The organism is Streptomyces ipomoeae 91-03 (genome assembly GCF_000317595.1).
GTDB lineage: Bacteria > Actinomycetota > Actinomycetes > Streptomycetales > Streptomycetaceae > Streptomyces > Streptomyces ipomoeae.
On record NZ_AEJC01000315.1, the window covers coordinates 1 to 13,517 of the forward strand.

A 13,517-nucleotide genomic window follows, 5' to 3' on the forward strand; every position below is an offset into this window, starting at 1 on the left:
TGCACGCGCGCCTCGCCACCGCCGCGCACCGCGCCGTGGTGGCCGCCGGGGCGCTCGCACTGCCGCCGAGCGCCGGCCGGCATCTGTACGCCGACCTGTCCCCGCTGCGTTCGGTGCTCACCGCGCACGGGGTCGGCGACGCCCAGGAGTTGGAGGACTTCCTCACCGCCCGGCTCGGCATGCCCGCGCCCGGCGGTCACCGGTTCGGGGACGACCTGGGGGCGCTGCGCGTCCGGCTGTCCACCGGGCCGTTCCTCGGCGCCACCGACGAGGAGCGGGCGCAGACCCTCGCCGCGCCCGACCCGCTGGAACAACCCCATGTGGAACGCGCGTTGACCTTGTTCGGATCGGCCTTGGAGGATCTTCGATGACGACGGTTCTCCGGCCCACGGTCTTCAACGACGACGATCCAACGCGATGACGCTCAGCGACGGGAGCCTCCTCGATGACGCAGCAGTCCGAGTCGACGACCACCTCGAACACCACGTCAGCAGACGTTCCACCGACCGTTTCAGCAGAGGTTTCACCGACCGGATCGGCAGCCGCCCCGGCGCCCGCGTCCCCGCCGCTCTCCGAGCCCCGTCCCCTCGGTGAGCGGCGCCGTTGGCAGAGATCCTTCGCCGACCGGCTGACCACACCCCTGCCGGGCCTGAAGGCGTTCGCCCGGTTCGCCCGCGAGGGCGCGGTGCGCCCGGGGGCCACCGGACTCGTCGACATCCCCCGACTGCCGTACGAGCCCGCCCCGTTGCCCCGCGTGGACGCGCGTACCGTCGCCGTCTCCTGGGTGGGGCACGCGAGTTGGGTGGTGCGGATCGGCGGGCTCACGGTCCTCACCGACCCGGTCTGGTCCCGCCGGATCCTCGGCACCCCCGCCCGGATCACCCCGGTCGGCGTCGCCTGGGAGGCGTTGCCGCGCGTGGACGCCGTCGTCATCAGCCACAACCACTACGACCACCTGGACGCGCCCACCCTGCGCCGACTCCCGCGTCACACCCCGGTGTTCGTCCCCGCCGGGCTCGGCGGCTGGTTCCGGCGCCGCCGGTTCACCCGTGTCACCGAGCTGGACTGGTGGGAGGCGGCCCGACTCGACGGCGTCCGCTTCGACTTCGTACCGGCCCACCACTGGTCCAAGCGCACCCTCACCGACACCTGTCGCTCCCTGTGGGGCGGCTGGGTGCTCACGGCCCCCGACGGCAAGCGCGTGTACTTCGCCGGCGACACGGGCTACGGCCACTGGTTCTCCCTCATCGGCCGCCGTTACCCCGGCATCGACCTCGCCCTCCTCCCGATCGGCGCCTACGACCCCCGCTGGTGGCTCAGCGACGTCCACTGCGACCCCGAGGAGGCGGTCCAGGCCTTCCAGGACCTGGGCGCCCACCACATGGCCCCCATGCACTGGGCCACGTTCATCCTGTCGGCGGAGCCGGTGCTTGAACCGCTGACCCGGGTACGGGCGGCCTGGGCGGCCACAGGGCTTCCACGGGAGAACCTTTGGGACCTCCCGATCGGCGCCTCCAGGGTGCTGGACTGAATTCGCAGGGTCACCCCCGCGCCTACTGAGGGGCGCAGCCCCTGAAAGGGGCGCGGGGCTGTGTCGATGTGCGGCTCCGCCGCGTGGGCGCGACCAGCCACGACGCACCCGCGGCCCGCATTCCACACCACCCCCGAGCTCCCCCGGCCCTCAAACGGACCGCTCCCGAATCCGCCGCCAGAGCGTCGGCACCGCACTGATCACCAACGTCAACACAACCGCCGCGAGGACCCCCTCCCACGGCTCCTTGAACAAGGACCCCCCAAGGATGCCGATCAACTGATAAGTCACCGCCCACGCAAGGCACGCCGGAAGGTTCCCCCGGGCGAACCGCCGCAACGGCATCTCGGCCAGCAGACAGGCCAGCATCACCGGCAGACGCCCCGCCGGCACCAGCCGGGACACCACCAGCACGGTCACCCCGTGGGCGTCGAGCTTCTCCTGGGCCTGGGCCAGCCGGTCCTCCGGTGCCCGGCGGCGGATCGCCTCCAGCCAGCGGGATCCGTTCTTCGAGCCCATCCCGCGCCGCCCCAGCCAGTACAGCGCGATGTCGCCGAGGAACGCGGCGACCGACGCCACCACGAACACCAGCAGCAGCGCGAACGGCGCCGTCTGGTGGAACGCCACGACGGCGGCCGAGCTGACCAGCGCTCCGGTAGGCACCACCGGCACCAGCGCCCCGATCAGCACCAGCAGGAACAGCGTCGGATAGCCGATCGCCTGCTGCGTGGACTCGTGCGGCAGCGGGGTGCTCACTGCGGACAGGACGATCACCGGACGCCCTCCCCGAATCCACCCGCAGACCGGACCGTCCCGCCCCGGCGGCCCCCGGAGCCATGTCTCACCGCGCCACCCCCGGCCGTACGCGCTCCCCGTGGCCCAGCCGGTGCACGGCCACCTCGGGGGCGCGCGTGGCGGCGAGGCGTACGAACTCCTCACCCGGCGCGTGGAATTCATGGGGGCGCACGGCGTCCAGACCGATCGGCCAGTACGTGCCGTAGTGCACCGGCACCGCGCTCCGGGGCGCAAGCCGCGCGAGCGCCTCCGCCGCGCGCCCCGCGTTCAGGTGCCCCTCACCGAGGTACGGTCCCCAGCCGCCGACCGGCAGCAGCGCCACGTCGACCGGCCCGACCTCCTTGGCCATCGACTCGAACAGCCCGGTGTCCCCGGCGAAGTACGTCCGCGCGTCGCCCTCGACCACATAGCCGAGCGCCGGCGAACGGTGCGGCCCGACCGGCAGCCGCCGCCCGTCATGCCGCGCCGGAACCGCGCGTACGACCAGGTCACGGACCCTGACCTCGTCCCCGGGCGCCACCTCGGTGAGCCGGAGATGCGCCAGTCTGCGCAGCCCCGGCACCTGGCGCGGCGCACCGCGCGGCACCAGCAGCCGGGTACCCGGCGCCAGCCGGGCCAGGGAGGGCACATGCAGATGGTCCGCGTGCAGATGCGACACCAGCGCGACATCCGCGACCGCCGCCTCGGGCGGGGGTGGCGCGCCCCGGCGCCTGCGCAGATGCGCGAGCCGGCGCGTGAAGAGCGGATCGGTCAGCACGCGCGTGCCCGAGTCCTCCACGGTGCAGGTGGCATGCCCCCACCAGGTGATCTCCACCGGCACTCCGTTCGCCTCCTTCGCGCTACTCCCCCGAGCCTACGGGCTGGAGTAGGGTCTGCGGCCAGGCCCCGCTTCCACGGCATGATCCGTCGGGCAGGCCTGGACTGCGGAGGTGAGGGGGACGCCGTGGGAGACAAGAGGGACAAGAGCGACGCCTCCGGGCTGCCCTGCGCGGGGATGCCCCGGCAGTGCCCGGGGCAGGCGGGGCACGGCCCCGTCCTACGGGTCGCGGCCATCGCCAGCCTGACCCCTCTGGAGGAGCTGGAGGCCGATCCCTTCCTGGTCGACTCCCGCAGCCAACACGCCATGTGCGCCCGCTGGGCCGCCGAGCGCGGCTACGTGGTGACGCGCGAGCTGCTCGTACGGGGTCTGCGCCCCGATCACTGCGCCCTGTGGGCGGACGTCGACGCCGGCCTCGTCGATCTCTTCGTCGCCCCCAGCCGCCGCGTCCTCGAACGCGCTCTCGCCTCCGTCGACGACTTCACCGCCGAGTGCGCCCGCCGCGGCGTCCGCGTCGAGACCGTCGGCCGCGCCGAACCCGCCTACGACGCCCAGATGAAGGCCCGCGTACACCGCCGCCTGTCGATGCCGACCGCCGGGTACGACGGCCGCTGAGCCAGAAGGACCCTGGTTCGGGGGCACGGCGGCCGGGGCCACGACGGGCGCCGGGCGCGGACGGCCGACGACCGTCGAGCGCGGCCCGTACGCCCTCGAATCCGTGCCCCCACCCTGCCCCCGATGCCACCCCCCGGCGCCGCCCCGCCGCCCCCGGCCGGTGTGACAGGCTGGGCGCAGCAACGGGACGTGAGGTGGCCTGGCGTGGGCGGTGAGCGTTGGCGGAGGGTGCTGAGCGGGTTCTGGCGCATGTTGGCCGTGTGGGCGGTGTCCACGCTGACGATGCTGGTGCTCGCCGGGGCGCTGCCCGACTTCAGGCTGCAGTCCCGCAGCGGTGAGAGCGCCACCCAGATCGCCGTCACCGCCGCCCTGGGCGCCGGGGCGTTCGGCCTGCTGTCCTCGCTGGTGTGGCCGCTGCTGGTACGGGCGTTGCTGCTGGTCCCCGCACTCGTCCTCGGTCTGCTGGTCTTCTTCCTCAACGGCTCCCTGCTCCTGATCGCGCTGTGGCTCACTCCCTCCGGTGACGGCGAGGCCGCGCCCGAGACCGCCGTGGTGGTCGCCGCCGTGATGTCCGCCGTCGCCTCCGCCACCGGTGGTGCCCTCGCCGTACGGGACGACGACGCGTACCGGCGCCGGCTGTACCGGCTGGCCGACCGCCGCCGCAGGCACGTCGAGGGCCGACCCGGACCCGTCGGACCCGGCACCGTCTTCCTCCAGCTCGACGGCGTCGGCCACGACGTCCTGGAGGCGGCGACGGAGAAGGGCCTCATGCCGACCGTGGCCGAGTGGCTCGGCCTTCCGACACCCGAGAGGCCCCACCCCCGGCCCACCCACCGGCTCACCCCCTGGCGCACCGACTGGTCCAGCCAGACCGGCGCCAGCCAGCTCGGCATCCTGCACGGCACCAACCACGACGTACCGGCCTTCCGCTGGTACGAGAAGGAGAGCCGGGAGGTGATGGTCTGCAACCGTCCCTCCAACGCCGCCGAACTCCAGCGCCGGGCCATCGAGCGCACCGGCGACGGCGGCCTGCTCACCGTCGACGGCGCCAGCCGGGGCAACCTCTTCAGCGGCGGCGCCGACCAGCTCGCGCTCGTCCTGTCCATCGCCGCCCGCCGGGACAGGCGGAACCGGTCCCGCGCCGGGTACTTCGCCTACTTCTCCGACCCCGCCAACGCGGTCCGCACCGCCCTGTCCTTCGTCGCCGACGTGCTGCGCGAGACAGGCCAGTCCACCCGCGCCCGGCTCCGCGAGCAGCGGCCCCGCGTCAAGCGCGGCGGCCTCTACCCGTTCATCCGCGCCTTCGCCACCGTCGTCGAACGCGATGTCGTCGTCAGCGCGGTGATCGGCGACATGTTCGCCGGCCGCGCCGCGATCTACGCGGACCTGGTGGCGTACGACGAGGTCGCCCACCACTCCGGCCCGCACAGCCGGGACGCCGAGAAGGTCCTCGAACGCCTCGACCGCTCCCTGGCGTTGATCGCCCAGGTCGCCGAACACGCCCCGCGCGCCTATCGCATAGTGCTGCTCTCCGACCACGGCCAGAGCCCCGGCGAGACCTTCCTGGGCCGCTACGGCCTCACCCTCGGCAACCTGGTCCGCGCCGGCTGCGGTCTGCCCGTACCCCGCAAGGCCCAGCGCACCCACAGCGGCGCCGAGGCCCGCGCGGCGGTACGCGCCGCGCTGCGCATCCCGGTCGAGGAGGGCGCCGAACAGCACCGGCCGACCCGCCGCTCCGAGCCCATCGTCCTGGCCTCCGGCAACCTCGGACTCGTCTCCTTCCCGGACGTCCCGCACCGCATGACCCGCGAGGAGATCGACGCCCGCCACCCGGCCCTGCTCTCCACCCTCGCCAACCACCCCGGCATCGGCTTCGTCCTGGTCCGCAGCGAGCAGCACGGCGGCGTCGTACTCGGCGCGCACGGCGCGGAGATCCCCATGGATGAGCTGACCGACGAAAACCCGGGCCCGCTGGCCGACTTCGGCCCGGGCGCCGCAGAAGCCGTACGCCGCACCCACACCTTTCCGCACACGGCCGACATCATGGTCAACTCCTGGTACGACCCGGGGGAGGGCGAAGTCCTGGCCTTCGAGGAACAGATCGGCTCCCACGGCGGCCTGGGCGGCTGCCAGAGCCGCCCCTTCCTGCTGTCCCCGCTGGCACTCTCGGCCCCGGTGGAGGACAACGAGGAACTGGTGGGCGCCGAACAGATCCACCGAGTACTGAGACGCTGGCTGAGGGAATCCAACGGCCCCCAGGTGCCGTTGCCGGCCGACACCAGCGCGCCCCGAAGGAGCGCGGGGCAGAGTTGATCTGCGGCTACCGCCGCGCGGGCGCGACCAGCCGGAACGAACCCGCACCCGCAGACCGACAGAACCCGGCAGACGCCCAGGCACCCGGGCCACAAAAATTCGGCTGCACCGTACAGGGCCCCCGGCCCACACTGGATCGCACCGTCCGGAGGACAACCCCAGGAGCCCACCCCTTGCAGGCAGCCGTCACCGTCACCCCTTCCCGTATCCCCGAGTTGCTGCTGAACCTCGCCACCGTGCGGCCGGTGTTCGTCTGGGGCGCCCCCGGCATCGGAAAGTCGTCCCTGGTGAGGGACTTCGCCCAGTCGCTGGGCCTGGAGTGCGTGAGCCTGCTGGGCACGCAGCTGGCGCCGGAGGACCTGATCGGCGTACCGCAGATCCGTGACGGCCGCTCGGTGTTCTGCCCGCCGGAGGCGATCGCCCGCGACGAGCCGTACTGCCTGTTCCTGGACGAGCTGAACGCGGCGACCCCGGATGTGCAGAAGGCGTTCTACTCGCTGATCCTGGACCGCCGTATCGGCAACTACGAGCTGCCGAAGGGGTCGATCGTCATCGGCGCCGGCAACCGCGCCACCGACAACGCCCTCGCCCGCCCCATCGCCTCCGCGCTGGTCAACCGTCTCACCCACGTCCACCTGGAGGCGTCGGCGAAGGACTGGCTCGCGTGGGCGGCGGACAGCGGCATCCACCCCTGGATCCTGGACCATCTCACCGACCGGCCGGACCATCTGTGGTCCAAGCCGCCGAAGACCGAGGAGCCGTTCTCCACGCCCCGCTCCTGGCACATGCTCTCCGACGCCCTGCACTCCTTCGGGCGGGACCTCGACGAGGAGACCCTGCGGGTGCTCGCCCACGGCACGCTGACGCCCGCGCACGCGGTCGTCTTCTGCGACGTGGCCCCGCACGACGCCGGCTTCCTGCCGCCCACCGAGATCGCCGGCCGCGTCCGCGTCCACGGCCGTGGCGGCACCGCGCTGCAGCCGGGCATCGACCTGTTGCACCGTGCGGACGACTTCCCGCCGGGCGCCCCGATCCTCGTCATCACGGACGGCTGGTGCGACGCCCTGCGCGTCCGTCGCGAGCACGCGTACCTGATTCCACAAGGCGGTCGCCTACCGTTCACCCCGCGTGGGCCGGTGTTCAGGGTGAGATGAGGCCGATACGGGCCGGAGTGTGATCGGATGGGGGCAGGCAACTCGGGACCGGGACACGGGAACCGGGACCTCACGCGAAAGGATTGACCGTGGCTACCACGCGCTCCGCACACACCGTCTGGGAAGGCAACCTGCTCGAGGGCAACGGTGTCGTCAGCTTCGACTCCTCCGGTGCCATCGCCGAGCAGCCGGTGACGTGGGCATCACGTGCCCAGGACGCGAACGGCAGGACCAGCCCCGAGGAGCTGATCGCCGCCGCCCACTCCAGCTGCTTCTCCATGGCGTTGTCCCACGGCCTCGCCGGCGCAGGCACCCCGCCCACCAAGCTTCTGACCTCGGCCGACGTGACGTTCCAGCCGGGTGAGGGCATCACCGGCATCCACATCACCGTGGAGGGCACCGTGCCGGGCCTCGACGAGGAGGGCTTCGTCGCCGCCGCCGAGAACGCCAAGGTGAACTGCCCTGTCAGCCAGGCCCTCAAGGCCGTACCGATCACCCTGTCGGCCAAGCTGGCCTGAGCGGCGGGTCTCCGACCCGTCACAGGCCGCCGGTGACCGGACAAGCCCTCGCTCGGGGTACCTGTCCGGTCACCGCGACGCCGTCCTCCCGGACGCGCAGGCCTGGCGCCCGCGGTCCGCAGACGCCCCTGAAAGCGCCCGCGCGCCCGCGTGAACCGCCCGCGTGCCCCCGTGAACCGCCCACGTGCGTCGCGTACGGGCTCGCGTCCCATAGCCGGTGGTCGTATGCCCCATTGACAAGAGTGCACTCAAGTTTTGTGCTGGAGGTGCGGGAAGCCGGAAGCGAGAACCCGAGCTGGAAGGGGACGGCGATGGGGCGTGCGGTCGGAATCGATCTCGGGACGACGAACTCTGTGGTGGCGGTGCTGGAGGGCGGCGAACCGACTGTGGTCGTCAACGCGGAGGGTCAGCGGACGACACCCTCCGTGGTGGCGTTCGCCAAGAACGGCGAAGTGCTCGTGGGCGAGGTCGCCAAGCGGCAGGCCGTGACGAACGTCGAGCGCACGGCTCGCTCCGTCAAGCGCCACATGGGCGACGGGGGTTGGCGCTTCCCGGAGCAGGGCTCCGTGGACGGTACCCGCTACCGGGCCCAGGAGTTGTCCGCGAGGGTGCTGCAGAAGCTGAAGCGGGACACCGAGTCGTACCTCGGTGAGGACGTCACCGACGCCGTGATCACCGTGCCGGCGTACTTCGACGACGCCCAGCGGCAGGCGACCAAGGAGGCCGGGGAGATCGCGGGCCTGAAGGTCCTGCGGATCATCAACGAACCCACGGCCGCCGCCCTCGCGTACGGACTCGACCGGGGCGAGGAGCAGACCGTCCTCGTCTTCGACCTCGGCGGCGGCACGTTCGACGTGTCGCTCCTGGAGATCGGCGACGGGGTCATCGAGGTCAAGGCCACCAACGGCGACACGCGTCTCGGCGGCGACGACTGGGACCAGCGGATCGTGGAGTACCTGGTCAAACGGTTCAAGGGGCAGCACGGCATCGACCTCGGCAACGACAAGATGGCGCTCCAGCGGCTGCGCGAGGGCGCCGAGAAGGCCAAGATCGAGCTGTCCAGCTCCACCGAGACGTCCATCAACCTGCCCTACATCACCGCCTCCGCCGAGGGGCCGCTCCACCTCGACGAGAAGCTGACGCGCGCCCAGTTCCAGGAGCTGACCGCCGACCTGCTCGACCGCTGCAAGACACCGTTCCACCAGGCCGTCAAGGACGCGGGGGTGAAGCTCGCCGCGATCGACCACGTCATCCTCGTCGGCGGCTCGACCCGGATGCCCGCCGTGACCGACCTGGTCAAGGAACTCACCGGCAAGGACCCGCACAAGGGCGTGAACCCCGACGAGGTGGTGGCCGTGGGCGCCGCACTCCAGGCGGGCGTCCTCCGGGGCGACGTCAAGGACGTACTCCTTCTCGACGTCACCCCGCTGTCCCTGGGCATCGAGACCAAGGGCGGCATCATGACCAAGCTGATCGAGCGCAACACGACGATCCCCACCCGGCGTTCGGAGATCTTCACCACCGCCGCCGACAACCAGCCCTCGGTCGGCATCCAGGTCTATCAGGGCGAGCGGGAGATCGCCGCGTACAACAAGAAGCTGGGCGTCTTCGACCTCACCGGGCTGCCGCCCGCTCCGCGCGGGGTCCCGCAGATCGAGGTCGCCTTCGACATCGACGCCAACGGGATCATGCACGTCTTTGCCAAGGACCTCGCCACCGGCCGCGAGCAGAAGATGACGGTGACCGGCGGCTCCGCCCTCCCCAAGGAGGACATCGACCGCATGATGCGGGAGGCCGAGCAGTACGCCGACGAGGACCGCCGCCGCCGCGAGGCCGCCGAGACCCGCAACCAGGCCGAGCAACTCGTCTACCAGACCGAGCGATTCCTCCGGGACAACGACGATCGCATCCCGACCGACACCAGGACGGAGGTCGAATCCGCCGTCACCGAGCTGAAACGCCGCCTGGAGAACCCCGAGGACACCGCGGCCATCCGGGCCGGCATCGAGGAACTCGCCTCGGTCAGCCAGCGAATGGGCCAGGCCATGTACGCGTCAGCCTCCGGCGGTTCGACCGAAGAGCCGCCCCCGGGCCCCACCGAGGAGGAGGGCGTCGTGGACGCGGAAATCGTGGACGACGAGAAGAACCCGAAGAACGGCGCCGCGTAGACCAGCCAGGGAGTACGGCTGCTCCTTCCTCGGACCCAGGCCGGTGTTCAGAACCTGTCGCGGTGGTGCTCCAGGAGCTGCCTGGTCCGCTCGGCGGACGCCGCGTGCGCTGCCATGTGGTCCAGGACCTCCAGGTGCATGGCGACCTCGGTGCGGGAGTCGAGGTAGAGGGCGCCGGTGAGGTACTCGGTGTAGACCATGTCGGGGAGTTCCGGTTCGGCGAAGCGGAAGAGGGAGAAGGGGGCGTAGGTGCCGGGGTGCGGGCCGCTGGCGAACTCGGCGACCTGCAGGGTGATGTGATCGTTCTCCGTGACGTCCAGGAGACGGTCGATCTGGTCGCGCATGACCTCGCCGCGGATGCTGACCGGACGCAGGAGCGCGGTCTCATCCATGATCACCCAGAGGTGCGGTGGGTCCTCGCGGGTGAGGAGCTTCTGCCGGGCCATGCGGAGCGAGACATGGCGCTCGATGGTCTCGGGGCTGGTCTGGCCGACGATCCCGGCCTCCATGACGGCGCGCGCGTAGTCCTCGGTCTGGAGCATCCCGGGCACGAAGTGCGGCTCGTACTGCCGGATCAGATGCGCCGCCCCTTCGAGGCTCACATACAGGCTGAACCAGTCGGGCAGCACATCATGGAACCGCTGCCACCACCCGGGCCGGTTCGCCTCCTCGACCAGCTTCACGAACGCGTCGACATCCCGTTCACCGACCCCGTACGTGGTCAGCAGCACCTGTACATAGGGGATCTTGAGGGCGACATCGGCGGCCTCCATCCGCCGTACGGTCGCCGCGGCGACCCGTAGGACCCGTGCCGCTTCCTCACGCTTGAGCCCGGCGGCCTCACGCAGTTCCTGCAGCCGTCTTCCGAGCACCACCTGGCCCACGGTGGGCGCGGCCCGCCGCTCACTCACGCCACGCCTCCCCACGCGCCTAAGTACGCGAACAGTCTGTCATGTTCCGGTGGACATCTCATGTGGGCCGACCGGAACCCACGGGTGCCATGACGACCCCCCAGAGTAAGGGGTGCCATGACCTCCGGGGTAATCGACCGCCCCGGGCCGCGCGCGGCACAGTGAGGGCACCGGGTTCCGGGCCGGCGCACTCCGGCCCGGGATCCGGGTCCCGCGGCTCACAGCCCGTGGCTCATTTCCCGTGGTACTCCACCTCGACGGAGGGTGACTCGCCATGTCCGCAACCCAGCTCGCCGCTCTCGCCCGCACCGCCGACCCCCGGACCATGCTGCGCCGGTTCCTGGCCGTGGACGCCGTGGTCACGGGCGTGAACGGGCTCGCCTATCTGTTCGCCTCCGGGCCGCTCGGCCGGTTCCTCGGCGTCGACTCGGGCCTGCTGCTCGGGCTCGGCGTGTTCCTCACGGTGTACGCCGCCGCCGTGGGCCTTCTCGCCTCCCGCGAGCGCCCGCCGGCCCTGCCCGCGCGGGCCGTGATCGAGGCAAACCTCGCCTGGAGCATCCTCAGCCTCGTCGCCCTGGCGCTCTGGCTGAGGCCGAGCACGGCGGGTGCGGTGTGGACGGTGCTCCAGGCGATCACCGTGGCCGGGTTCGCGGGGGCGCAGTTCATCGCCGTACGGGCGAGCAGGGCTTGATCGGACGCCGGGCCGTCAGGCCGGCGACGGACTCATCAAGTCATCAGTGAGTGGAGGTACTTGACCGTCTCCGGGTCGGCCGGGAGCAGCGTCTCGATGGCCAGCTCGGCGACGGTCACGTCCATGGGGGTGTTGAACGTGGAGATGGAGGAGACGAAGGACAGCACCCGGCCGTCGTGCTCGATCCGCAGTGGCAGTGCGAAGTACGCGCTCGCCTCGGCGCCGGGGCCGTCCGAAGGTTCCTCATCGGGCGTGCCCGGCGGCAGCGGATACGCCGCGACCTCCTCGTACAGCGCGCGCAGCGGTTCCGAGCGGTGCAGGGCGATCTGGCGTTCCATCTGGTGCAGCAGATGGCCGCGCCAGGCGCGGAGGTTGTGGATGCGTGGCGCCAGGCCCTCGGGGTGGAGGGTCAGACGCATCGCGTTGAGCGGCGGTACGAGCAGTGACTCCGGGACGCCGTCGAGCAGCAGGGCGATGCCCTGGTTGGCGGCGATGACGTCGTACATCGCGTCGACCACCAGCGCCGGATACGGCTCGTAGCCCTGGATCAGCCGCTCCACGCCTTCGCGGAGGGTGGCCATCGCCGGGTCGTCCAGCGGGGTCTCGGGGTAGTGCGGGGCGTAACCCGCCGCCAGGAGAAGCGCGTTGCGTTCCCGTACGGGGACGTCCAGATGCTCGGCGAGCCGCAGCACCATCTCCTCGCTCGGGCGGGAGCGGCCCGTCTCCACGAAGCTGATGTGCCGTGCCGAGGAACCGGCGCGCAGCGCCAACTCCAGCTGGCTGACCCGCCGTCGCTCCCGCCAGGCCCGCAGCAGCGGACCGACGCCCCGGTCGGAAGGGGCGGTGGGGCGGCCTGCGGTGCCGGACGGGACAATGGTCATACGGAGAACGTAGCCGAGGCGATCGAGGAGTGGCGCGTGTACAACCCGTGGAACCCGTCCTGGGAGGCGACCGCGGTCCACCGGGCACGGGTACGAGGGTGCCTGCTCGGCGGAGCGGTCGGAGACGCGCTCGGCTATCCGATCGAGTTCGCCTCGCTCGACATCATCCGCGCCCAGCACGGCGGCTCCGGGGTGACCGGGCTCGTGCCGGACGCGGAGGGGGTCGTGGGGCGGGTCAGCGACGACACCCAGATGACCCTCTTCACCGTCGAGGGGCTGCGCCAGGCACACGAGCGGGCGCGACTCAAGGGTGTCGACGACGCCTGGCCCGAGCTGGTCCGGGACGCCTACGGCCGCTGGCTCGACACCCAGCGGCAGCCAGGCCCCGACCCGCGCGTCGTCTCCGGTCTCGCCGCCCAGCCCTGGCTGTACGCCCGTCGCGCCCCCGGCAACGCCTGCCTCTCCGGCCTCGCCCAGGTCCACCACCCCGACCCCGCCGCCCCGCTCGGCAGGCCCGGGCCCGTCAACCCGGACTCCAAGGGCTGCGGCACGGTCATGCGCGCGGCGCCCTTCGGACTGGCCCGCGTCCCGGCCGAGACCGCGTTCGACATGGCCGCGCGATGCTCCCAGATGACCCATGGGCACCCCACCGGGTACTACGCCGCCGGTACGCTCGCCGCGATCGTGGCGTACCTGATGGCCGACGAGTCGTTGGAGGGCGCCGTACTGCGCGCCATGCGGCTGCTCGCCCGGCATCCCGGCCACGAGGAGACCACGGCCGCCCTCGACCGCGCCCTCGACCTCGCCGCCCAGGGCGCGCCGACCGCCGAGAAGGTCGAGTCCCTCGGTGCCGGCTGGATCGCCGAGGAGGCCCTGGCCATGGGCGTCTACTGCGCCCTCGCCACGCGCAGCATCACCGAGGCCCTGCTCCTCGCGGTCAACCACTCCGGAGACAGCGACTCCACCGGCTCCATCTGCGGCAACCTCCTCGGCACCCACTACGGCGACCACGGCCTGCCGCACGACTGGGTGACCGCCACGGAGGGCCGCGCCGAGATCACCGTACTGGCGGACGATTTCGCGACGGAGAGCGTACGGATCTGACGGCGCCGACGGAGTACGC

At 71.9% G+C, this 13,517-nt stretch carries 11 protein-coding genes and 3 pseudogenes; 10 read left to right on the top strand and 4 right to left on the bottom strand.

Going from position 1 to position 13,517, the window contains the following annotated elements; translation table 11 throughout:
- Positions 1 to 371, top strand: a pseudogene (locus tag STRIP9103_RS20850) (pyridoxal phosphate-dependent aminotransferase); the annotation flags it as partial.
- A gap of 74 nt (positions 372 to 445) precedes the next feature.
- Positions 446 to 1,531 (top strand): MBL fold metallo-hydrolase, encoded by a 1,086-nt coding sequence (locus STRIP9103_RS20855; protein ID WP_009316379.1) that lies wholly within the window; start codon positions 446 to 448, stop codon positions 1,529 to 1,531.
- 150 nt (positions 1,532 to 1,681) lie between these two features.
- Here STRIP9103_RS20855 and STRIP9103_RS20860 read toward each other — a convergent pair whose 3' ends face one another.
- Positions 1,682 to 2,305, bottom strand: a complete 624-nt coding sequence (locus STRIP9103_RS20860) for a DedA family protein (protein ID WP_009316391.1) — start codon at positions 2,303 to 2,305, stop codon at positions 1,682 to 1,684.
- A gap of 67 nt (positions 2,306 to 2,372) precedes the next feature.
- Positions 2,373 to 3,146, bottom strand: coding sequence for an MBL fold metallo-hydrolase (locus tag STRIP9103_RS20865; protein WP_009316381.1), 774 nt, complete (start codon positions 3,144 to 3,146; stop codon positions 2,373 to 2,375).
- Positions 3,147 to 3,320: 174 nt separating this feature from the next.
- Here STRIP9103_RS20865 and STRIP9103_RS20870 point away from each other — a divergent pair, with 174 nt between their 5' ends.
- The 6 genes and pseudogenes from STRIP9103_RS20870 to dnaK all read left to right on the top strand — a co-directional run bounded on the left by STRIP9103_RS20870 (position 3,321) and on the right by dnaK (position 9,911).
- Positions 3,321 to 3,758 (top strand): hypothetical protein, encoded by a 438-nt coding sequence (locus STRIP9103_RS20870; RefSeq protein ID WP_063747299.1) that lies wholly within the window; start codon positions 3,321 to 3,323, stop codon positions 3,756 to 3,758.
- Positions 3,759 to 4,007: 249 nt separating this feature from the next.
- Positions 4,008 to 6,071 (top strand): phage holin family protein, encoded by a 2,064-nt coding sequence (locus tag STRIP9103_RS20875; RefSeq protein WP_234022251.1) that lies wholly within the window; start codon positions 4,008 to 4,010, stop codon positions 6,069 to 6,071.
- 173 nt (positions 6,072 to 6,244) lie between these two features.
- A pseudogene (locus STRIP9103_RS20880) lies at positions 6,245 to 6,961 on the top strand (ATP-binding protein); the annotation flags it as partial.
- Positions 6,938 to 7,225: pseudogene (locus STRIP9103_RS51680) on the top strand (DUF2201 family putative metallopeptidase); the annotation flags it as partial. The pseudogenes STRIP9103_RS20880 and STRIP9103_RS51680, both read left to right, overlap by 24 nt.
- Positions 7,226 to 7,314: 89 nt before the next feature.
- Positions 7,315 to 7,743, top strand: coding sequence for an OsmC family protein (locus tag STRIP9103_RS20885; protein ID WP_009316377.1), 429 nt, complete (start codon positions 7,315 to 7,317; stop codon positions 7,741 to 7,743).
- A 311-nt stretch (positions 7,744 to 8,054) separates the two neighbouring features.
- The gene (dnaK, locus tag STRIP9103_RS20890) at positions 8,055 to 9,911 is read left to right on the top strand and encodes a molecular chaperone DnaK (RefSeq protein ID WP_048820667.1); all 1,857 of its coding nucleotides are present in this window, start codon (positions 8,055 to 8,057) and stop codon (positions 9,909 to 9,911) included.
- Positions 9,912 to 9,958: 47 nt separating this feature from the next.
- Here the strand turns inward: dnaK and STRIP9103_RS20895 are convergent, their stop codons facing one another.
- Positions 9,959 to 10,822, bottom strand: a complete 864-nt coding sequence (locus STRIP9103_RS20895; protein ID WP_009316387.1) for a helix-turn-helix domain-containing protein — start codon at positions 10,820 to 10,822, stop codon at positions 9,959 to 9,961.
- 274 nt (positions 10,823 to 11,096) lie between these two features.
- Here STRIP9103_RS20895 and STRIP9103_RS20900 point away from each other — a divergent pair, with 274 nt between their 5' ends.
- On the top strand, positions 11,097 to 11,513 hold the full coding sequence (locus STRIP9103_RS20900; RefSeq protein WP_009316380.1) for a hypothetical protein: 417 nt from the start codon (positions 11,097 to 11,099) through the stop codon (positions 11,511 to 11,513).
- Between the two features lie 35 nt (positions 11,514 to 11,548).
- Here the strand turns inward: STRIP9103_RS20900 and STRIP9103_RS20905 are convergent, their stop codons facing one another.
- Entirely contained in the window at positions 11,549 to 12,394 is an 846-nt protein-coding gene (locus STRIP9103_RS20905) for a helix-turn-helix domain-containing protein (RefSeq protein WP_009316378.1), read from the bottom strand.
- A gap of 36 nt (positions 12,395 to 12,430) precedes the next feature.
- Here STRIP9103_RS20905 and STRIP9103_RS20910 point away from each other — a divergent pair, with 36 nt between their 5' ends.
- Complete coding sequence (locus tag STRIP9103_RS20910) at positions 12,431 to 13,498, top strand: ADP-ribosylglycohydrolase family protein (RefSeq protein ID WP_009316383.1); 1,068 nt, start codon at positions 12,431 to 12,433, stop codon at positions 13,496 to 13,498.
- Positions 13,499 to 13,517 lie beyond the last annotated feature (19 nt).